At 59.3% G+C, this 22,204-nt stretch carries 16 protein-coding genes; 7 read left to right on the top strand and 9 right to left on the bottom strand.

Annotation, left to right across the window (positions count from 1 at the left end; translation table 11 throughout):
* Positions 1 to 120: 120 nt before the first annotated feature.
* The 3 genes from BWP39_RS26210 to BWP39_RS26200 form a co-directional block, all read right to left on the bottom strand.
* Positions 121 to 927 (bottom strand): isocitrate lyase/PEP mutase family protein, encoded by an 807-nt coding sequence (locus BWP39_RS26210; protein WP_096725159.1) that lies wholly within the window; start codon positions 925 to 927, stop codon positions 121 to 123.
* Positions 928 to 985: 58 nt separating this feature from the next.
* The gene (locus BWP39_RS26205) at positions 986 to 2,407 is read right to left on the bottom strand and encodes a pyridoxal phosphate-dependent decarboxylase family protein (protein ID WP_096725158.1); all 1,422 of its coding nucleotides are present in this window, start codon (positions 2,405 to 2,407) and stop codon (positions 986 to 988) included.
* A gap of 117 nt (positions 2,408 to 2,524) precedes the next feature.
* Positions 2,525 to 3,148 carry a trimeric intracellular cation channel family protein gene (locus tag BWP39_RS26200; RefSeq protein ID WP_096725157.1) on the bottom strand — a complete coding sequence of 208 codons (624 nt, stop codon included), beginning with the start codon at positions 3,146 to 3,148 and terminating at the stop codon, positions 2,525 to 2,527.
* A 206-nt stretch (positions 3,149 to 3,354) separates the two neighbouring features.
* Between BWP39_RS26200 and BWP39_RS26195 the strand changes: the two genes are divergently transcribed.
* Positions 3,355 to 3,936, top strand: a complete 582-nt coding sequence (locus tag BWP39_RS26195; protein ID WP_096725156.1) for a flavin reductase family protein — start codon at positions 3,355 to 3,357, stop codon at positions 3,934 to 3,936.
* 26 nt (positions 3,937 to 3,962) lie between these two features.
* On the opposite strand, the gene BWP39_RS26190 is transcribed toward BWP39_RS26195, so the two are convergent.
* Entirely contained in the window at positions 3,963 to 4,376 is a 414-nt protein-coding gene (locus BWP39_RS26190; RefSeq protein ID WP_096725155.1) for an LIC_13387 family protein, read from the bottom strand.
* 155 nt (positions 4,377 to 4,531) lie between these two features.
* Between BWP39_RS26190 and BWP39_RS26185 the strand changes: the two genes are divergently transcribed.
* Entirely contained in the window at positions 4,532 to 5,953 is a 1,422-nt protein-coding gene (locus tag BWP39_RS26185; protein ID WP_096725154.1) for an amidase, read from the top strand.
* Between the two features lie 66 nt (positions 5,954 to 6,019).
* Here BWP39_RS26185 and BWP39_RS26180 read toward each other — a convergent pair whose 3' ends face one another.
* Both BWP39_RS26180 and BWP39_RS26175 read right to left on the bottom strand, forming a co-directional pair.
* Positions 6,020 to 7,840: a S10 family serine carboxypeptidase-like protein gene (locus BWP39_RS26180; RefSeq protein WP_096725153.1), complete on the bottom strand. Its 1,821-nt coding sequence runs from the start codon at positions 7,838 to 7,840 to the stop codon at positions 6,020 to 6,022.
* A 164-nt stretch (positions 7,841 to 8,004) separates the two neighbouring features.
* Positions 8,005 to 8,655, bottom strand: coding sequence for an O-methyltransferase (locus tag BWP39_RS26175; protein WP_096725152.1), 651 nt, complete (start codon positions 8,653 to 8,655; stop codon positions 8,005 to 8,007).
* A gap of 1,050 nt (positions 8,656 to 9,705) precedes the next feature.
* On the opposite strand from BWP39_RS26175, the gene BWP39_RS26170 reads away from it, so the two are divergent.
* The 4 genes from BWP39_RS26170 to BWP39_RS26155 all read left to right on the top strand — a co-directional run bounded on the left by BWP39_RS26170 (position 9,706) and on the right by BWP39_RS26155 (position 17,350).
* Entirely contained in the window at positions 9,706 to 11,775 is a 2,070-nt protein-coding gene (locus tag BWP39_RS26170) for a family 20 glycosylhydrolase (protein ID WP_170043903.1), read from the top strand.
* A gap of 239 nt (positions 11,776 to 12,014) precedes the next feature.
* A complete protein-coding gene (locus tag BWP39_RS26165; protein ID WP_170043902.1) occupies positions 12,015 to 13,544 on the top strand; it encodes a family 20 glycosylhydrolase in 1,530 nt (509 codons plus the stop codon).
* Between the two features lie 458 nt (positions 13,545 to 14,002).
* A complete protein-coding gene (locus BWP39_RS26160; protein ID WP_096725149.1) occupies positions 14,003 to 16,450 on the top strand; it encodes a GcvT family protein in 2,448 nt (815 codons plus the stop codon).
* A 123-nt stretch (positions 16,451 to 16,573) separates the two neighbouring features.
* Positions 16,574 to 17,350, top strand: coding sequence for a DeoR/GlpR family DNA-binding transcription regulator (locus tag BWP39_RS26155; protein ID WP_096725148.1), 777 nt, complete (start codon positions 16,574 to 16,576; stop codon positions 17,348 to 17,350).
* 66 nt (positions 17,351 to 17,416) lie between these two features.
* Here the strand turns inward: BWP39_RS26155 and BWP39_RS26150 are convergent, their stop codons facing one another.
* From BWP39_RS26150 to BWP39_RS26140, 3 genes are all read right to left on the bottom strand, one after another.
* Positions 17,417 to 18,748, bottom strand: a complete 1,332-nt coding sequence (locus BWP39_RS26150) for an MFS transporter (protein WP_207557111.1) — start codon at positions 18,746 to 18,748, stop codon at positions 17,417 to 17,419.
* The gene (locus BWP39_RS26145) at positions 18,749 to 19,426 is read right to left on the bottom strand and encodes an RraA family protein (RefSeq protein ID WP_096725147.1); all 678 of its coding nucleotides are present in this window, start codon (positions 19,424 to 19,426) and stop codon (positions 18,749 to 18,751) included.
* 175 nt (positions 19,427 to 19,601) lie between these two features.
* Positions 19,602 to 20,378 carry an IclR family transcriptional regulator gene (locus BWP39_RS26140; protein WP_096725146.1) on the bottom strand — a complete coding sequence of 259 codons (777 nt, stop codon included), beginning with the start codon at positions 20,376 to 20,378 and terminating at the stop codon, positions 19,602 to 19,604.
* A 415-nt stretch (positions 20,379 to 20,793) separates the two neighbouring features.
* Here BWP39_RS26140 and BWP39_RS26135 point away from each other — a divergent pair, with 415 nt between their 5' ends.
* Positions 20,794 to 22,194 (top strand): alpha-L-fucosidase, encoded by a 1,401-nt coding sequence (locus BWP39_RS26135; protein WP_096725145.1) that lies wholly within the window; start codon positions 20,794 to 20,796, stop codon positions 22,192 to 22,194.
* Positions 22,195 to 22,204: the final 10 nt, after the last annotated feature.

The raw sequence follows: 22,204 nt of genomic DNA, 5'->3' as shown, positions 1-22,204 counted from the left end.
GCTCCGCGGCCGGTTGTAAAAACTTACCTTATATTCCAGGACCTGTTACCGGGCTATGACATCGGCCTCAACGATGCTCAAGGAGCCTCAAACGTAGCCGTGCCGGACGAGATTCGCGCGCTACAGGTTCTTGAACAACCCCTGCAACTGCGGGTACGGCATGGAGCCTTCCGACATCGGTTCGGACCGGCCGCTTTCGAGAAACTCGCGCGCCAGTTTTTCGGCCTGCCCCCAGAGCAGTTGCGGAATGCCGGAACCGGCGCTCAGACGCCGCACGCCTAGCGCGCCGAGTTCGGCGGCAGCGGGCAGGCCCGGCCATGCCATCACGTTGACCGGTAGATCGACGGCGGCTACCACCGCCTTGATCGCCTCAGGCTCGTGGAGTGCGGGCACGAACAGACCATCGGTCCCGGCCGACCGATACAACGACCCGCGTGCAATCGCCTCGCCGGGTCGTGCGGGCGCATCGACGAGACCGGCAAGAAAAACATCGGTCCGCGCGTTGACGAAGATATCCAGCCCGGCCTTCGCAGCGGCTTGCTTGATCGCTTCGATCTTGGCGGCGAGCAGACTCGGTGAGTCGGGACCGTCTTCGATATTGATGCCGGACACACCGACATCGATGAGCCGCAGCGCAAGATCGGCGACAGCACGCGGGTCGTCGGAATAGCCGTTCTCGATATCGACGGATAGCGGGACCTTCAGCACGCGCACCATATTCGCTGCACCGTCGATGACACGCTCCACCGGCAGCGCGCGGTTATCGGGGTAGCCCATCGCCCACGCGACACCAGCGCTGGTTGTTGCGATTGCCGGTGCACCAAGACTCTCGAACAGCCTGGCGCTGCCGGCATCCCATGCGTTCGGCAGACGAAGCGGCAAGGTGTTGACGTGTAGCGCGCGAAACTTTTGCGTGAGTTCAGACATGGTGGCTCCGGAGACTGCAGATTGAGAAACATCGACGACGATGGAATGGACGGTGAACCTAATCGTTCTGCGAACGCACGCTCTGCTCGACGGCGGCCACCGCACGCGCGATATCCTGCGCGCCGGTTTGCCAGTTGCACACCGATATCCGCATGCAACGCTTGCCGCGCCAGGTCGTATTGCTAAACAGCGCTTCACCGCTTGCGAGTACCGCGGCGGTCACGGCATCGGTACGTGTGTCGTGATCGTGTTCGGTTGCGCCGGGCGTTGGGTCCAGAAAGCGAACGAGGCCCTGGTTGATCGTCGGCTCCCACACCAGCTCCGCGCCGGGAAGCGCACCGATGCCGGTCGCGATGCGATGTGCGGCATCGCAACAGCGATCGATCAGTGCCGCGACACCTTCGCGGCCGAGCTGCCGGAGCGCCGCGTAGGTGGCGACACCGCGGCCGCGCCGCGACCAGTCCGGGTTCCAGTCTTTCTGCTCGCGTACGTCGTCGTTGTGCGTGATGTAGCTCGCTTCGTACGACATCGCACTGCGATGCGCCTGGGCGTTTGCGACGAATGCAAAGCCACTGTCGTACGGGACGTTGAGCCACTTGTGGCCGTCGGTGGTCCACGAGTCTGCCTGTTCGACACCAGCCAGCCGATGCCGGTGCTGCGCACTGGCGTTGGCCCACAGGCCAAACGCACCGTCGACGTGAACCCACGCGTCGTAGCGATGCGCAAGCGGAATCAGATCGGCGAAGCAATCGTAGGCACCGATGTTCAGATCGCCTGCCTGCAGCAGCACGATCGTGAGCGTGTCGGGATTGTCTTGCAGCGCGTGTTCGAGGGTGGCGGCATCGAGTTGCCCGGCCTGATTTGCGGGCAAGCCAACGACGGACGCGGTGCCGAGGCCGAGCATGCGCGTGGCGCGCGTGATGCTGCCATGGAACTGATCGCTACTAAGAATGCGCAGCCTTGGAGCGCCGAACAGACCATCGCGTTCGACCTGCCAGCCGCGTCGCGCGAGCAGCGCATGACGTGCCGCTGCGAGCGCGGTGACGTGGGCCATCTGGCAGCCGCTCGTCAGTGCAAAGCTCGCGTGAGCCGGCAAGCCGAGCAGGTCCTTCAGCCATTCGCCGCAGACTTCTTCGATCACCGCTTCGGCCGGCCCGCAAGAATACGATGCGGCGTTCTGGTCCCAGGCACTGGTTAGCCAGTCCGCCGCGAGCGCAGCGGGTAACGATCCGCCGATCACCCAGCCGAAAAACCGTCCACCTGCGCTACCAAGAATTCCTCCGGCCGTGTCCGCAACGAGTTCATCGACGATCTGTTCGGCAGGCAGGCTCTGCGGGTTCAGCGGCTTCGCGAGACGTTCGCGCAGCGTTTGCAGGCTGGCAATGGCGGCGACCGGGCTGTGCGCCAGATTATCGAGGTGCGCGAGCGAGTGGCTCAATGCACGTTCCAGCACGGGACGAAAAATGGAATCGTTGTTCATGCACCTTTCCCGAATAGACGCGACCGACAGCGGAGGCCCAGTTTAGCCAATATCGATTGCTTTGACTGGCCAGATTCGGACATCAGTATCGGGCTGCATGGCAGACGGTGAACCGCTTCACCAAGGCGTTGCCTTCGGCAACTGCCAGCCGTGCATCACGGCGAGGATGCGCAACGCAAAGCACGCGCCGCCGCCCAGCAGCGCGGCAAGCATCGGCGACAGGCCGAACCGCCGGCCCGCTACCAGCACGACGGCGCCGACGAATGCGGCGCTCGCATAGATATCGGCGGCGAGCACCATGGGCACACGCGCCAGCAGGATGTCGCGAACCACGCCGCCACCGACACCCGTGACAGTGCCCATCAAGGTCGCGATGAACGGCCCGATGCGGTAGTCGAGCGCCTTCTGTGCGCCCGCGACGGCGAACAGCGCGAGCCCGGCGGCATCGAGCGTCATGATCGGCATGAAGGGAAGTGCGCGGGCGGTGTCGTGAAAGACGAAGGTCAGCAGGCCGGTGACAAAGGCGAGCACCGGGTAGCGCCAGTCACGCACGGCGTTGGGCGGCGTGGCGCCGATCAGCAAGTCGCGGATCACACCGCCGCCCAGCGCAACCACGAACGACAGCACCATGACGCCCAGCAGATCGAGCCCATGGCGCATCGCGACAATGGCGCCTTCGAGGGCGAATACCGCAGTGCCGGCCAGATCGGCGGCGAGCACGATCGATTCGATTTTTTTCATCAGCGTTGCAGATGAGACGGAAGAGGGAGCAGGGTGCTTGCGATGATAACCGCGGCGGGGCCTGCTGGCGTGGACGTGTGAAGGAACGGATAGATGTCTAGAATGCTGTCCAATGCCGTGAGTGCAATGTACGCACGGAAGCCACGGGAATCGTTGGGCGCGAGCGCATCGAAGCGCAGCGCCGTATCGCACCAGAAGGACGAAACATGGAAGCCACGAGAAAAGACGTAGATTTGTCGCGCGCGACGCGGCTACTGAACCACGGTCCGGTCACGGTGATCACGAGTGCACACGGCGGGCGTTCGAATGTCATGGCCGCAGCGTGGTCGATGCCACTCGATTTCGATCCACCGAAGATCGTCGTCGTGATCGACAGCCGCACGCTAACGCGCCAGTTGATCGAGGCGAGCGGTGTGTTCGGTTTGCAGTTGCCGTCGGTGGCATTCGCCAGGCAGACCCTGGCGGTGGGCTCGAATACCGGCGAAGGGCTCGACAAGTTCGCTGCATTTGATCTGGAGACTTTCCCCGGCCAGAAGATCGATGTGCCCATGCTGGCCGGTTGCGTGACGTGGATGGAGTGCAAGGTCATCCCCGATGCGAGCCAGCGCCACGATCTGTTTATCGGCGAAGTGGTGGCCGCGTATGCCGACAGCCGGGTCTATACCGACAATCGCTGGCACTTCGACGACCCTGATCTACGCACTTGCCATTACGTCGCGGGTGGTACGTTCTTCGCAACCGGCGAAGCGTTCGAAGTCGAGCCCGCGGCGCGCGCAGCGGATGCTTAGGCCAGCGGGTCGGCTAACACGTATGGTCAGATCCGCGATAGCACGATACTCGCGACATAGCAGGCCAAAGCAATGCTCACGCCTGTGAAGGGTGCACTGAACCAGTAAGCTTTGGCGAGCACGACAAAAGCCACCAGCATTGCGAGCCCGACAGCGAGCAGGAACGGCGACCGAAAGAGGAGGTCGCCGTGGGCCAGCGCGAGAAAACCGAACACCAGACCGAACAGCATGAGTCCCATGCTGTGACTGACATTGAAGCCCACCCAGGCACGCCACATGGTGGTTTGTCTTGTCAGGACAGGTGAGATTTGATCCATGCTCATTTGCAGCGCAGGATCACGGGGTGTGAGCTTGTTCCCCAAGAACGTATAGGCAAGGTGAACAACGCCAAGTAAAAACATAATGCCTGCGCTCAGAACCATGAGGATTTTTGCGGCCAAGATGTTCTCCCTGTTCGGGTGACTAATCGATTGAATTATTGTGCGACGCCCAACGGATCCGCAGAGTCTACTACTCGCGATACAACGCCTGCCGCGGCCCCATGTAAGATCGCCGGGTGACGAATTTAATTCGAACAGCACCTTGCAAGGCAAGCATGAACACTAAAGACAGCAACGACATAGCGTCTATCGATGCCACCGGGTTAGCCGCCATGATCCGGCGCGGCGACATCAGTGCGCTGGAAGCGGTGGACGCGGCCATTGCGCGTGCGGAAGCCGTTCAACCCCAGCTCAACTTCATGGCGAAGCCGCTATACGCACGTGCACGTCAGCGCGCCAGAACGGGTGATCTCACCGGGCCGTTTGCCGGGGTACCGTTCCTGCTCAAGGACATGTACGACATGAAGGGCAGCAAGACGCGCTGGGGTTCACGGCTGACCTGGCTCATGCCTGCTGCGCGGACGAACAGCCCGCAGGTGGATGCCTACGAGGCCGCGGGTCTCGTGATCATCGGACGATCGTCGATGAGCGAGTTCGGTTTCCTGCCGACCACCGAGGCACTCGCGTGCGGGCCGACGCGCAACCCCTGGAATCTGGGCCACACGCCCGGAGGCTCTTCGGGTGGTTCTGCTACTGCGGTCGCTGCGGGCGTGGTGCCAATGGCCGATGCCGCCGATGGCGGTGGCTCGATCCGCATTCCCGCGTCGTGCTGCGGGTTGTTCGGGCTGAAGCCGTCGTTTGGTCGCCTGATCGGGGATCAGGAGCAGGCAGCGGGATTCGATCTGACCGCCGAACACTGCGTATCGCGTACGGTGCGCGATTCCGCGGGTCTGTTTGCGGTGATGGAGCGTAGTGGAACTTCGGCGGTTCTGTCGCCTGTTGGCGCTGTCACAGGACCGTCCACGCGGCGCCTGCGTGTCGGTTACTTCGTCGACAACGTGGTTGACGGTCAGGCGCCGGACCCAGAGGTCGTATCGTCCATAGAGAGCACGCTGCGATTGCTCGAAGGGCTTGGGCATCACGTGGAATCGACCTCACTGCCGTTCGACGGCGCGGCCACCTTCAACGATTTTCTTACGCTCTTTACGAGCGCTGCCGCGGAAACCGTGGGCATCGCTCGCAAGGCGCTGCTGGGTATCAAACCCAACCGGTTTCTGCTCGAACCATTGACGCTGGAAATGGCGACCTACGCCAAGCAATTGCCTACCGGCGAGCTGGCGAATGCGAAGACCAGACTGACCGCGGCGGCATCGACCTACAACGACTGGTTCAATCGCTTCGATGTGATCGTTTCACCGGTGCTCGCGCAACCACCTGTGCCGATTGGCGCGATACACGGTGGGTTGTCACTCGACACCGTCCTTGAGCGCGTCAGTCGTTACGCTATCTACACCATGATGCACAACGCGTTCGGTGCACCGGCCATGAGTGTTCCGCTGCACTGGAGCGTGGCGGGCCTGCCGATCGGCGTTCAATTCGCAGGCCGTTTCGGCGACGAACGAACCTTGTTCGAACTGGCCTATGAACTGGAAGCGGCGAAGCCGTGGGCGGATAAACGGCCACCGGTGTTTGTGTGAACGGCGAATCACGACGCCTTTCGGGGCGCTAATCGACACTGTCGTTTAACGCCCCGCGAGCTGCGCTCAAGGCGCCATCGCCTGGGTGGTGGGTGTGCTGCCAGTCGGTTCGCTGGCCGGGTCTTCGTCGCGCCACGGCAGAGGCAAGGTCGCGAGTGTCAAAGCACCGGGGATCGCCTTCGCGCCATAGAAAAGTTCCAGGCCCGCTTTCATCTGCGGACGCGCGACGTCGTCCAGATAAATCATGTGACCGCCCTGGAAGAACGTCACCTGCAGGTTCGGATTCAGACCCGGTACTGTCTGGAGTCGCGCGAGCTGCTTCTCGGTAGCGAAGAACGGTGTGTCCAGATCGTGATAGCCGTTTTCCGAATACACCTCGAGCCTTGGATTGAGCGTCAGCGCGCCCAGCAGATCGGGGATCGTATCGGGCATCGGCTGTCCGTCATGCGTGAAGTCCCAGGTATTGACGAGGGTTCGATTCAACAGCACGTAGGTCGCGTTGGGCGCTGTATAGCCGAGGTAGTCCGGCATTTGCGTAGCGAGCGCGTTCGTAAATGGCTGCGAGATCATGATGTCCGACGGATCGGGGTCCGCCTGCAGTCGCGGATCCGAATTCGGCAGTGACACGCGGCCATCGTATGCACCGATCGTCGTACCCGGTATCAGGCTGTTGTAAATCGGATTGGCGCTGAAGTAACCCTGTAACGCCTGCAGTGTCATGCCAGACGACGTCGTCCACGACTGCAGCGTTCGCGTGGCGGGATATACCGGCGGCCCGAACAGACTGGGTACGCCATCCTGACTAAGCGCCCAGGTCGCTGCATATGGCTGGAAGTGGTGGTACTGCTGCGTGCCGAACTGCTCTACCTGCTGTGCGTAAGCGGCCTGACTGACCGGTGCGGGCGATACCAGGTTGTAGTACGCCGCCACCTCCGCGTACTCCGGCAGGAATCCTTCCAGCGTATCGGTAGCGAGCTGTAGACCCGCGGGTGTGCCCGTCACGCCGACCGCGTACGAGGCGTCCGCGAAGAAATTCAGAATCGAGGATTGCAGCACGATTCCCGTCAGATGCACACCTGCGGATTCGAGCGCCAGCGCCATCATGTTGGTACGCGGCGTGCCGTACGATTCTCCATAGAGATACAGCGGTGACTTGCTGCGGTTGTTGACCGCGATGTAGCGCTCGACGAAATCGCGCATGACGTCGACGTCCTCGTCGGAACCCCAGAACGACTGGTTCGTGTTCGGCAAGACCGCTTCGGAAAGTCCGGTGCCCGGCGGATCGATATATACCAGGTCCGTCGTGGCGATCAGACTCTCCTTGTTGTCGACGAGCGGATAGTTCGGCCAGTTGTTGCCGAACAGCGGGTCGGGCGTCGCGACACGCGTGGGCGCGAACGAACCGAGCCGCAACCAGATCGACGACGAACCGGGACCGCCGTTATAGAAGAAGGTGACAGGCCGCGGTGCACCGTTCGTGCTCGGCGCGGTGTACGCGACGTAAGACATCGATGCTTCGGGATTGCCTTTCGAGTCGGTTGCGGTCAGGTGGCCCGTGGTCGTCGTGTAGTTGATCGTGGTGTTGCCGGAGACCCACCGATGTTGCATGACTGCCGTCTTCTCGGAAACCTGCGACGCAGCGAGGCCATCGGCGGCGTTCACCGAATAGGCAACCGGATCGATGTAGGTCTGATTGCCTGTCGGTGGACTGGCTTGCTGGCTGGCAGTCTGCTTCAGGTTGGCCGCAGAGGTTGAAGCGGCGCCATCCCCGCCGCCGCAACCGGCGAGAATCATCACGACCATTGTGATAGCGGCCGGTGCTGCCAGGCGATCCCGCTGGCTGTGATGGTAGCGATGGCTAGCGGTACAGTTCTTCGCTGTTTTCATCTCTATCCTTGGTGGGGGTTGAGAGACCATTTCACAAAGCCAGTGTCGGGGTTCGTTAACGATGCATTGGTACCATTGTTTTCCGTTGTATTGCTTTAGTTGAGGAATTTTTGAGTTCGCGTTTGCCACGCGAATGGCAAGATCGAACACATAGCGGTATCAGACTAGACCAGCATTGAAACTTCAACGTCATCGAATCGGGCTGAGACAAATCGGCCGCTCTCGTGAATGTAGTCGGCGAAGTCAGGCGCATCGTTGACGTTGTCGGCAACGATGATTGAACCTTCGCGCAGGCGCGATTCGACAAGGCTCAAAACCGGTTTGTAATGTTGCTTGGCGCCGTCCAGGAAGAGCATGTCCACGGTGTCGGGCAGATCTGTCGCGAGCGTGTGCAAGGCATCACCCTCGCGGATATCGACATAGGTTGAGAGATTGGCCTGCTCGAGGTTGGCACGCACTCTGGCGACCTTCGATGGCTCGAATTCCGACGTGATGAGAACACCTCCACCGTTGTCTTTTAACGCGGCAGCCAGATGCAGCGTCGAAACGCCGAAGGACGCGCCGAATTCGACAATCGACTTCATCCCGTGATTGCGCGCCAGGATATACAACAGGTTTGCCGTAGCTCGGGAAACGGCGAGATGGACATCTTTGACCAGGGAATAGAGCGTGAAAGGATCGGACGTGCGCAGCTTTTGTTTCTCGTCTTCAGTCAGGTGACTCATGCGCTGCATGAGCGCGGATTTACTGCTCTCGGAATCTGCAAAGAGTTGGTCTAGCAGCGGTGCAAGCGGAGTGCTGGATAGTGTGTTCAAGATTGAAGTCCAGATGGGATGCGGTGGTGTCGATCAACTTCAGCGACGCGGACGCATCGAGCCTTAACGTAACAACTATCCCAGGCTGACGATAACCGGGAAATCTGGCCAGGTACGTCAAGTTGCGTGACTGCTCATCGCGAGTGGCTTAGTGATCCTCAAGGGAGTGGCACGGCATGGAAGATGATTTCCGAACCGTTGGCACGGCCGTGTCCGTGGCTAACTCCTGCATCGGTGACGAACGGTCAGGCCAAATATTGTTCGACGGGACGTTTCGTTTGAAGAGAACCAGGCTTGAACTGCGCTCCACGCGAATCTGGACACGTGACCCGCCTTGAAGCAGTGAGGTCGATCCAGCCGCTTCACGAGCTTGCAGGTACAAGGACGAGAAATGGACCCATTGGTAAATTTAATGCTCATTAATGGGTTTTACTCGCGGAACATGGTGCAGCGTCTCCGAAATTTCTCCGATTAATTTCGCCAAATGCCAGGGAAAACACCGACGTGAGCGGTTGTATCATTGCTTGCGCGTTACGCTCATACATAAGTAATATATTTACTAGTAAACTAAATATCGGGACGCAAACTTGGGCCGTTGTCCTGCTGGATGCGCAGTAGAAGTACTGTTCGCCGCAAACGCAGCAGCGGCCATCGGCGGCGACGCAGTGCGTGCATCTCTCGCTCTTCCCAGGATTTTTCTCGATCCAGTTCGCTTCAAGCCAGAAATCAGTACAACGACAAAAGAGCAATCGGAAATACGCTGCTTAACAATCCGTCTTGCCAGATTGAAGGGGAACCGATAACCGGTGAACGGTTCCTGGACCAGGTGGCCATCGTGCACGTGGTTCAGGATCAACGTCCGGTGAAAACTAACCGGAGATAAGGCGAATGGTTGGCAGACGACGTTTCATTGCACAACACCTGGCACGGTATGCGGGGACATTGCTGTCGGCGGCGCTATTGACAGCCTGCGGCGGAGGTTCTGACACCACAGGCGGAACAGCATCGGTAGCCGCCAGGTCGGTTGAAAAGAGCGCAGCCCAGACTGATATGGGGCGCAAGATGGATTGCAGCATTCCCGACGAGACGCTCCCCGTTGGGGCAGCCAATGTTGCGCCCGCCGTGGTACCCGGCATCAGGACATGGCACGGCTCGCGAGGCACGTGGAGTCTCAGCCCGACTAGTCGCATCGTCGTCGAGCAAGCCGATGCCGGAAGCTTGTGGCGTGTCGGCACGCGGTTGCGAGCGGATCTTCTTGAAGTCACCGGGCTCGACTTGCCAATCGTCGTGGGTCCGTACGTGCATCCGGGGGATATCGGCCTGAGTCTGAAACCCTGTCCAGGTACGACGCAACAGATCGGCGATGAAGGATATACGCTCTCTGCAAGTAACAGCATCATCCTTCGAGCCAACCACGAACGAGGCGCACGCGGTAAGGACAATGGCTTGTTCTATGCCACGCGAACGCTGCTGCAGATGTTGATGCTCGATGGTCGGCCGGCCGGTGCACATCGCACGGTTCCTCAAGGCTATGCAATCGATGCACCGCTCTATCCCGAACGCACTTTCATGGTCGACGTCGGGCGGAAATTCGCCGACAAGGGTTTCCTCGAGGCCTATATGAAGTTCATGGCCTGGTACAAGATCAACACGCTGCACCTTGTCATCAGCGGCGACCTGCTGGACCGGACGCCCAATACTCAAACAGGGATCAAGGCCGCGTTCCGGCTCTATAGCCACAACCCGAATTTCACGCAACAACCGCTGTCGTACGACGGCCTGTACTACTCGAAGAACGACTGGAACGAACTCGAGGACGTAGCTGAGGCATACGGCATCACGATCGTTCCGGAGTTCGACACGCCGGGACATTCGCAAGCGATGGCGCGCGCCTTTGATCCATCGAGCACCAGCGAAGGACTCGATACGACCAACCCGGCCACGCTGCGATACGTCGAGCGTGTCTGGGATGAATTTCTCCCATGGTTCCGCTCGCAGAAAGTGCATATCGGTGGCGACGAGGCAGGCGACACGGCGTCGATTCAGACGTTCCAGAACAATCTGGCCAGATATCTGCAAAGCCGCGGGAAGACCGTGGAGATGTGGCAGGACACGGTGAGCGGTCAATCGAACTACGATCCCAATCTCGTGATTCAGAACTGGAGTACCAACGGCCCGCTACCGTGGACCACGCCAAAATTTAAATGGATCAACAGTAGCGGGTCGTTTTACGTCACACCGAATGCCGGCGGTTACGAGGAGTCGTCGGGCTTCCTCGGCGACAGCTTCTATGGCACCGATGCCGGCCTTCCCTTCACACACCCAACCAGCGACGGCGAAGTATTCGACTGGTTCGGCAACACGGCTTTTATAGGCGCAACGTCGACCTATCAGCCCGCCGGTGGCCAGATAGCGTTGTGGAGCGACATGACGTACCACAATCCCTATACCTACGAAGACCTCGCCCACTACGTCGTCAAGGACGTCATCCCCGCTGCCGGACAGATCTGGTGGAACGGTCAGCGCAGAGATCCAGCCGGTGCCGTCATACCGTACGCCACGCTGCGAACGAGTGTCGCGGTATTGCAATACGGCCCAGGTGTAAAGAGCGTTGCAATGTTCAGCGGTAGTCCATTGTCCGCCACTGCACCTGCCTTTAGCGATCCGCCCGCCTATGTCGTCACACCGGATTACCCGGCGCAAGCGGGTGTGCTGAGCGGTCTTGCCGTCCCGTACAACTGTAGAAGTTGCGGAGGCGGTGAAGTGGGTTATCTCGGGCACTACGGCACAGGAGATGGCACCTTGACCATGACTATTCCAGTTCCGTCCGCGGGCACCTACCTGTTGCCGATCTATTACGTGATGGGCACCACCGTTCCAGAGACCGCACTGCTGACCATCAACGGCGCCGCTCCCGTTACGGTCACCTTTCCGCTCACCGGAGGAGGCAGCGGCGGTACCAGCAGCACGAACAACCTGTCGGGAACCGATCAGGAAGTGATCGTGGGAACCTTCGTCACGCTGCAGGCAGGCATCAACACGATCAAATTTTCGAACCCGACGACCGGTATGCCGAACATCGGAGGCCTGGGGACGCCGCTGCTTCAGCCGTCGCGGTGACAGACAACCAGGCTTGGATGTGATGAGCAGCGCTGGGGCTCGCTATTTGAAGGAGCTCTCCCCATTTGAAATCGCCTTTCCAGGAATCGAACATGCCTAAGCATTCCACAGGAGCACGGATTTTATTTGCCTCTCTATTGACCTTCGTTGCAGTCAATTCCGCCTTTGCGGAGAGTGCGGCTGACGTATCGACATGCCGTGCGGCTGAGACGAATAACTCGATGACCGGGAACAACACCATGCCGACGGTCATCCCGACCCTGCGGGTATGGAACGGGGGAAGCGACTTATGGAGTCTGTCGGGCAACAGCCGGATCGTAGTCCACCCGCGTTCCGCGGAAGAACTTCGTCCGGTCGCATACCGCTTTGCCGAAGATCTCGCTGCCGTTACAGGTCTTACCGTACCGGTCGTCGAGAGCGGCAGAACCCGTCCTGGCGATATCACGCTGAGTCTCCAGTCGTGTAACGACACCGTGTACAAGGAGATCGGTAACGAGGGCAACACGTTCTATGCCGGACCGGACGGTGTTGTACTGCGTGCGAATACCGCGGTGGGTGTGTTGCATGCAACCCGAACACTGTTGCAGATGCTCTCGGTCGACGGGCAACCCGCGGGCATGCATCGTTTCGTGAGCAACGGCTACGCAGTGGATTACCCGCGCCTGCCTGTGCGCAGTGTCATGCTCGATGTCGGTCGGCTCTATATGTCCAAGGAATTTATCGAGGACTATCTGCGCTTCATGAGCTGGTACAAGCTCAATACGCTGGAGCTGCATCTGAACGATCAAGGCTTTGGATGGAACGCGACCCACACCGGCATCAACCCTGCGAATCCGCAATACTACAATCGCGCGTTACGTCTGCTTAGCAGTAACTTTCCGAAGCTGCGTCCAACAGATGGCAATCCGGATGGTGTGACCGGCGCGGAACAGAAAGGGTATACGCATGCTGACTGGGAGGAGATGGAGCGAGTCGCGGAATCGTATGGCATCGAGATCAAGCCGGAGATCGATGTGCCCTCGCATTCCGGCGCTTTCCTCAATGATCGTCCCGATCTGACTTTGCCGAATGTCTCCGCCCAATGGGGTGGAACGCTGAACATGACGAATCCGGCCACGATAGGCTATGTCGAATCGGTCTTCGACGAATTCATGCCCTGGTTCCATTCGAGAAACATCTCGATCGGCGGAGACGAAGCGACATCCAGCGATATCGGCACGAATGATCAGGTTCGCGGAGCGTTTCTCACGCAGCTGGCGCACTACGTGGGAGCGACAAGAAACCGGCAGGGGCAACGTCGCACCGTCACGATATGGAACGATGCATATGACAAAAGCACGAACCTGAGTTTGATCAAGAACAATCTGATCGTTCAGAACTGGGATGGCGATGACGATAGCTATATCGTCGGCGACGGTATCAGGAAACTGATCAACTCAAGCGGGGACTGGTATGTCGTACCGAAGAACAATACGACATCGAGCCTTGGGGAAGCAGAGAGTCTGTATGCAACATGGCAAGCCAGCAACGCTGTGATAGGCGGCCAGATATGTGAATGGAACGACAATGCAATTCTTGGGTTGAACGAGGGCGGAATTAATAGCGCGCTAAAAGATATGATTCCGGCCTCGGCGCAGATTTTCTGGTCGGGCCGGCAGATCGACGCGAGTGGGAATACCGTTCCGTACGCTTCGGTTGCGACGAAAGTGTCCGTGTTGAACTATGGTCCTGGTACCAGGACGCTATCGGGGACGCTCGGCACCCCTTGATCTTCTGGTTGCGTTGTCGCGGAGGCCTGTATTCCAATGCATTGCTCTGCGGCAACGCGTCCTGGTCAGGGTGATCCGCCTGATTTCTTCGGACCATTTCAATTTTTCTGCAGCTGATCACACACGACGCTGTGTGATCAGTTGATCCAATACGGCTACGACATTCCATCTACTTCGCCATGCTGGAAAGCGCCGCGCGTGTTTCCGCAATCGAAGCAACGGTCAACCACCAGCTTGCGCCCTGACTCGCTCCTGGGAACTCCATCGGGATCGGGTTTGCCTTGTGTGGGACACGTGGGATTCTGGAAATTTCTTTGGATTTGTGTTGATTTTCACGATGTGTACGATAGAATTCGTCACATTGTGACCGTATATTTGGTTTTGTGTGGATATTGGCGCATCATCGCCGATGTGCCGCGAAGCCGAAAACGGAGTGATACGTGAGCCAGGGAAGACAAATGGATATCCCCCAACGAAGCGAAATCGTCATCATCGGTGGCGGTGTGATCGGCTGCAGCATTGCCTGGCACCTGGCCAAGCGCGGCAGGACGGACGTGGTATTGCTGGAGCGCCTGATGCTCACGCACGGCACGACCTGGCACGCGGCGGGTCTCGTTGGTCAGTTGCGTTCGTCGAATAACCTGACGCGTCTGATGAAATACGGCGCGAACCTCTACCGGACGCTTGAAGCGGAAACCGGTCAGTCGACCGGCTGGCATGGCGTGGGCAGTTTGCGGCTCGCAGCTTCCGAAGATCGGTGGTCGGAGCTGAAGCGTTCAGCGACTGCGGCAAAAGGATTCGGACTCGATGTCGAACTGATTTCGCCAGCAGACGCGCAGAAGCTCTTTCCGCTGATGGACATCGATGGGCTCGTCGGCGCGGCCTGGATCGAATCGGACGGCTATGTCGACCCGTCGCAGTTGACGCAGGCATACGCGGCCGGCGCACGCGCGATGGGCGTGAAGATCATACAGAACGTGCTGGTGACGAACCTGCACTCCGATGGACGACGTGTGAAGGCTGTAGAGACCGATCAAGGGATCATCGAAGCCGACGTCGTGATCAATTGTGCGGGCATGTGGGGACGGGACATTGCACGCATGGCGGGCATTCGTGTTCCAGTCTGCGCCGTCGAGCATCAATACCTCGTCACCGAGAAGAGCGCACGGGTTCCCGACAATCTCCCGACCTTGCGCGACCCCGATGCGCGCTTCTATATCAAGCCAGAACCGGGAGCGTTGTGCGTCGGTGGCTGGGAAGACGCAACGGTTCCGTGGGGTAGTACGGGCACCAGGCCAATGCCGCTCGATTTCGGCCCGGAGTTGTTGCAACCTTCTTTCGATCGCTTCGAGCAATACGGCCTCGATGCAGCAAAGCGCATCCCGGTTCTCAACGAGCTCGGCATGCGCGACATGATCAACGGTCCGATCCCGATCACTGCCGACGGCGAACCGATCATCGGCCGCTCGCCTGCGCACGACAACTTCTATCTGTGCTGTGGCTTTACTTCGGGTATCGCCGCATCGGGCGGAGCAGGCTCGGTGATGTCGAACTGGATCATCGACGGCGACCCGGGGATGGATCTGTGGCCGTTCGACGTGCGCCGTTTTGGGCAACCTCACGTAGTCGAACAGTTCATGATCGAGCGCGCGATCGAGAGTTACGCGCGCTACTACGCGGTGTCGTACCCGGGTCACGAGAATACGGCGGCACGTAACGCACGCTGCAGTCCGCTGTACGAAACGCTGAAAATGCAGGGCGCCGTATATGGCTCGAAGTTCGCCTACGAACGACCGAACTGGTTTGCCACGGGCGGCATCCTCGCAGACGATGCACCGAGCTTCGGGCGGGGCCGCTGGTTCGAAGCCGTCGGCAACGAGCATCGTGCGGTGCGCGAGCGTGCCGCGCTTATCGACATGAGTTCGTTCTCCAAGTACGAAGTGACCGGTCCCGGCGCATTGCCACTGTTGCAGTATGTGTGCGCATCGAATATGGATCGCCCGATCGGCACCGTCATCTACACACAGATGCTCAACGAGCGTGGTGGCATCGAAGGTGATGTCACGATCACGCGGCTTGCGCCGGAGCGCTTCTACTTCGTTACCGGGAGCGCGCTCGGTGTCCGCGACCGCTCGACGCTCGAGGCACACGTGCCGGCGATCGCCGCAAAATATGGCGCGGTGTCGGTTACGGACGTATCGTCGGCGTACGCGGTGGTCAATCTGTGCGGTCCGTACGCGCGCGACATTCTGGCAAAGCTGACCAGTGCACCGCTCGACAACGATGCCTTCCCCTACATGAGCGCGCGAGAAATCGACATCGGTTATGCGCCGGTCCGTGCGCTGCGCGTCACCTACGTGGGTGAACTGGGCTGGGAACTGCACGTCCCGACGGAGTATGCGCAGGATCTGTATCGCAAGCTGCACGATGCGGGAAAAGCGTTCGGTGTCGCTAACGTAGGCTATCGGGCAATTTCCAGCCTGCGCATCGAAAAACATTTTCTGGTTTGGGGTAGCGACATTTCTCCGGACTACAACCCGTATGAAGCGGGTCTCGGCTTTTGTGTTGCGGCGGACAAACTCGCCGGCAACGTGGACTTCATCGCGGGCCAGGCACTTGCTGCGATCAAGCGGGACGGTCCGAAACGCAAGTTGTGCTGGTTTTCGACCGTGGGCGACGTACCGATGTTCGGTGGCGAAACCTTGCTGCGTGAGGAGCGTGTCGTGGGTGGCGTCACCAGCGCGGACTACGGCTTCACCGTTGGAAAAAATATCTTCGCTGCGTACATCGGGGTTGAGGAGCTGGAAGATCGCGAGTTCACCGTCGAGATCATGGGAGCGCGTTATCCTGCGACGCGTCACGACAAGCCGCTCTATGATCCTCAACGCACGGCGGTGCTGAAATGAAAGCACGCGGGTCCTAGCCACCCTGTTGTGCGGTTTGCGCCTCCATCGCCATTTAACATCTCGCCAGGATGATTTACTCTGTGTCTTTGCCAGACGGCCGCAGCGATTGTTCTCCCGACAGCCATGTTATCGACACAACGAGAAAGTGAAATCATGCGCATGGTGCGCGCGCAGAAAACGTGCACGATCGGTGAGCTGGCGGAAGCACTGGATGTATCCGACGAGACGATTCGTCGCAACATCAAGCCGCTGATTGCCGAGGGGTTAGTGCTCAAGGTGCACGGTGGCATCGTGCTGCCTACGCATCTCGATGAGCCTCCGTTTCAACAGCGCATCCTCAAGAACCGCGAAGCCAAGCAGGCTATTGCGGCCCATCTGAGCCAGCTCATCAAGGATGGCGACACGCTGATCATCGATGGTGGCACAACGTGCGTTCACGTCGCGCATGCCCTATGCCAGCACAACCGGTTGACGGTGGTCACCAACTCCGCCGAGGTCGCCCGCATCCTGGCACCTCGCAACGATAACAAGGTGTTCATTACCGGCGGAGAATTACGCCCTGACGACTCGTCGGCATTCGGCGAGGTCGCACTAGCATTCATTCGGCAATTCCGTGTCCGGTATGCGATCGTTTCTGTTTCATGCGTTACCGCCGATGGCGCGTTCATGTACTCACAGTTGTGCGACGCTGAATTCTCCCGAGCTGCCCTGGCACAAGCCGAGCAACGGGTGGTGGTCGCGGATCTCGCGAAGTTTGGACAAAGCGCACTAGTCACCGGGTTCGGTCCTGAATCGGTCGATAGGCTGGTGACCGACGGTGAGCCGGTCCCGGCGCTCATGCAGGTTTTTGCGCAAACCGATCTTGAGGTCAGCTGGGCGCAGTCAGTCATCGATCAATAAATCGACTGAGCAGGGGACGGATATATCGATAGGCGGCTAGCCCGATGCGCTGTACGCGAATCCTGACTACGCGGCCGGCTCTGAAACTATCGTCGCCCCGTCCTTGTGTTCATGAATGGGCTTGCGTACAAGGCATGCATAGCTGAGTGCCGAGAGCACGCAAGCGGCAGAACTGACCAGCAGCGCCCAGAAGAAGCTACCCGTCCGGTTGACGACCCATCCGGTAACCCACGGAGCAAGCGATCCGCCGAGGAATCCCCCACAGTTCTGGATGGCACCCAGCGACGCCACAAGACGCGATGGAGTCGCCGCATTCACCAGCGCCCAGGCGCAGGCGCCCGCAAGATTGATCGCCCCGACAGCGCCGCTAATCAGCGCCACCGCGACCCACAGATTCGTCGCGAATGCCGCCGGTGCGGTGAGTAGTGCAGCGACGACCAGTCCCGCACAGATCAACCACTTGCGACTGTCTATTGGCCCGACACCGCGTTTGATCAGCGCATCGATCATGGCGCCGCCAAGCAGTTGACCAAGCGCCCCACATGCAAACGGAATGGCGGCTATCCCGCCGGTTCTGGCAATGCTCAGATGGTGGGTCGTTTCCAGGTAACCGGGCAACCAGGTCATGAACAGCCAGACCATGTAGACGATCCCCATGAAGCCGAAGACCATCCCCCACGTCGTACGTTGCCTGAAGAGTCCGATCCAGTCGGCACGCGTCGGGCGCATACCGACGTCGCCTCCGGTCCGGTTTTCGTCGAGATACTGCTGCTCCGACGCAGTGAGTTCGACTGCGCTGCGATCGCGGTAAATGAGTAACCAGCCCACCGCCACCATGATGCCGAGCACACCCATGATCGCAAACATGATGCGCCACCCGAATGCGAGCATGATCGCAGTCAGGATCATCGGAGCAAACGTCGAGCTGACGGCTTGCGATACGGCAACGAGTGCCGTCGGCAATCCGCGGTGACGGAAGTTGAACCAGTCGTTCACTACCTTGACGCCGCCGAGCACCAACGGTGCTTCGCTGACTCCCAGGAAGAACCGGCACAACAGCAAACCCCTGACTGTATGCGTAAAACCGCTCAGCGTCTGGGCGATCGACCACAGGAACATGCCGACACCGAGAACCACGCGTACTCCCAGACGGTCCAGCAATGCGCCGCTGGGTATCTGTCCTATCGCATACGCGATCGAGAACACCGATAGCAGCAGCCCCATCTGGGTAGTCGACAAACCCAGTTCTTCGCGAATGAGTACGTTGGCAATTGAAAGCGCGCTTCGATCCAGATAGTTGACGATACCCGCGACCAGCAGAAAGCCAACGGCCAGACGCTGGATTCGCACGATCCTTCTGGAGTGCGCATTGACCACCTTGTCTGCTCCCGGCGTCAATCAGAACTTCCCGTACTGCAGATACGCCTGCTGCGGATCGACACCTTCGAGGATGGCCTTGCGAACCAGGTTTTCGCTGCTCATCGCCTGCTCTGCTAGCTGCAGTATCCGTTCGAGACGGGCTTGCGGAATACACACCACACCGTCGCGGTCGCCGAACAGATAGTCGCCTGGGTGAATCACTACGTCGCCGATGCTGACCGGTACATCGAAGGCATCGGGCAACCAGTAACCCACCACATCGCGCGGTGTGTAGTAGCGATGCCAGACCTGAAATCCGATACCGATGATGAATTCCGAATCGCGCACACCGCCATCGGCGATGACGCCCCGCACGCCTTTGTACTTGAGCGTTTCCGACGACAACTCGCCCATGTGCGCGACGGTGGAATCGTTCGGCTGGATCGCGAGCACGTGACCCGGCCTGGCGCTGGACAGCAATCCGGTCCATTGAAGCAGGGTCTCGTGACCGTTAGCGGTGGGGTCGACCCGGCCGCTTACGGTGAACGCCGGGCCATACATCTTTTGACCGGGGATCAGTGGGCGCAACGTAGGCGGGAGCGTGAAATCGCGCAGTCCGTCGGCTCGCATGACGTCGTGAAGGATTCCGGAGTAACACTTTTCCAGGCGCTCCAGATAAGCCGACTGTTGCTGGTCGATCTCTTCGGGTTTGCTCATCTCGTCTCGTCTCCTTCGAAGGGATGGCGTAGGGAGCGTGCGCAATCCCGGCCTGCTGACCTGTAGTTGGGTGAGTTGTCGGTACGCTTATATATGAATATATTATTTACTAATAGGCATATTGCGTCAAGCGTGGCACTCCCAGGCGCTTTCCCGGCTCCGGTCCTTGAGCGTCCTATGTGGGCGAGGGTGGCATCATCGAAAGTGCCGTTGCGGCTCGCTGCAAGCAGCTCCGAACCTCGTGAAGCGATGGCGCACTGCGCTGGTCGAGGCGCCGCAGGTAAGGGGTGGTCAGTGCGGCGATCGCGTGTCCGTCGGAACCCAGGATCGGGAATGAAACATTGAATACGCCGGCGGTTTGCAGGCTGTCCATTTCCTCGTGTCCAAGCTCGGTGACCGTTGCCAGCGTGCGGTTGATGGCCTCAGTTGTCATCGGAATCTCGCCCTCGACCTCGCGATGCTCCGACAACATCCTGGCGCGCTGCTGCTCGTTCTGAAAGGCCAGTAACACGTGACCGGAACCGGTGTTGAGCAGGCTCACACGAGAACCGAGCCGGATCGAAAGACCCCAGACGCCCGGGCCGTCGACCTGTGCCACGATGACGACGCTCCCTTCGTCGTAGACGGCGAGGTGGCACGACTGTTCTGCTGTCTTTGCAAACGTATGCATGTGCGGCAGCGCTTCGGCGATCAGACGGTTCACCGGCGGATAGCGGTGCGCGAGAGAGAAAAGCTTCAGGCTCAACGAGTAGCGGTCACCACCGACCGAACGGGTCAGATACTGACGCGCAACCAGCCGTTCAACCATGCGGTAAATCTCGTTGGGCTTGCGCCCCAAGGCCTTCACGATGTCGCCGCGCGTGAGGCCATGCTCCTGCTCCGACAACAACTCCAGAATGTCCAGGCCTTTGTCGAGCGCCGGGGCGCGATAGCGGTCCAGTTCTTCTTCCAATTGATCTTCTCCTTGGTCCAGCGATGCTGTGCCCGTAGTGTGCGGCTTTTGATACCAGGCGTTGTCGGGACCTCCTGCGCCCGACCACCTGCCAGGGAAAATACCAACACACCTAACAGTATTGTTTCTTGATTTCGATGCTCATATATAAGTATTCTACTTACCTGTAAGTAGAACTGCCAGCAAGACTCGACCATGAAGTTGTCCGCGCTCGGTCGAATCACTGCCCGGATGAAAATGTACGTCAGCTCGGCCGTGCAATCCGTCAGTAGCGCGGCCCCGAGTATCCGCGTTTAGCGATCTGCACCGCTTGATCCAACGTGAAGCGATGGTCGACAGAAGTGTCTGAACCAGGCGGTCATCGTGCACAAGGATCGGGGCAAGGCTCTGCAAGACCAAACCGGAGACGAGACTGATGGTTGATAGACGACGTTTCATCGCACAAAGCCTGGCGCTATATGCAGGGACTTTGTTGTCCGAGAGCGGTGTAGCCGAAACGACTGCGCTCGAGCATGGGCCGAATCCAGTCTTCAGGACCAAGGCGGAAACGCTCAAGTGGTACGAGAACGCCAAGTTCGGGATGATGGTCTGCTGGGGGATCTACAGCAGCTTCGGTGAGGGCGAATGGATCCTGCTGGACGATAACAGTCACTTCAACAATGGAACGGCGAGCGGCGTAGATGCCTACAAGGAGAACGCCGACAAGTACCTCCCAACGCGAGCATCGATCCGCAATCTGGTCAGCGTCGCGAGGAATGCGGGGGCGAAGTACATCAACCTGGTGACACGACATCACGACGGCTATAGCCTGTGGAATACCGGAGCAGACCTCTACGCGAGCAGGTACAACACCGCAGTGGACGGTCCTCGCATCGACGTAGTCAAAGGTTTTGCGGACGAATGCAGCAGACAGGGGTTGCAGCTCGTTCTCTACTATTCGCTGCTGGACTGGACCAACCCGGCGTTCCCGACGACCCAGGCTGCAAGCGACGATGTGTTGTCGGTTTACCAAAGCAACCAGGGGAACCTGGCCGACTACCTCGCGTTCATGAAAGCGCAGCTCAAAGAGCTGCTTACCCACTATGGCCAGATAGCCGCTGTCTGGTTCGACGGATACTGGGCGGCCCGGAATCCAGCGATGTGGGACATCGAGGACATCTACCATACGATCAACGTCACGCAGCCTGCCACCCTGATCGTCAACAACAAGGGGCTGAGTTCAGGGTCTGCGGTTTTACCGGGCGAGGACTTCGCTGTCTACGAACGAGGCCAGAATCCAACGGTCGGAAGTTTCGGCGAAACCATCGACACCAGCCAGACCGATGCTCAAGCGAATGCCGGAACATGGGGTTACGACGCTCACGCAAGCATTCAGCCTGTGGCATGGATGCTCGACAGCATCATCACCAACATTTCTGTCGGCAAGAATTTCGTTCTGAATATCGGGCCGATGGCAAACGGCAAACTGCAGTCCGCTCTGATAGACAATCTCGCGCAGGTCGGCCGGTGGATGAGCGAAAACGCGGAAGCGATTTACGACACACAGGCGGGTCCAGTTCAATACTTTCCCACCTCGACTTCGCGAACCACCGCAAGCGGTCGCGAGTATGTCTACCTGTTTGTCAGTGACAGTTCGTCAGGGCAATTGCAGTTGGGAAATTATCCGCACTCCATCAAACGTGCCTCGCTTGTGATGGACCCGAACTGTGCGCTCGCCGTGCTGACCAGCCCGAGCGGCGATGTCACGATTCAGCTACCGGGTTCTGCGTCTGCATCGGCGGAATCTCCCTTGGTGATCAAACTGCAGTTGGGCTAGCATCTGCTCC

It is taken from the genome of Paraburkholderia acidicola (genome assembly GCF_002362315.1).
Lineage (GTDB): Bacteria > Pseudomonadota > Gammaproteobacteria > Burkholderiales > Burkholderiaceae > Paraburkholderia > Paraburkholderia acidicola.
This window is presented reverse-complemented; position numbering and strand designations above follow the sequence as displayed.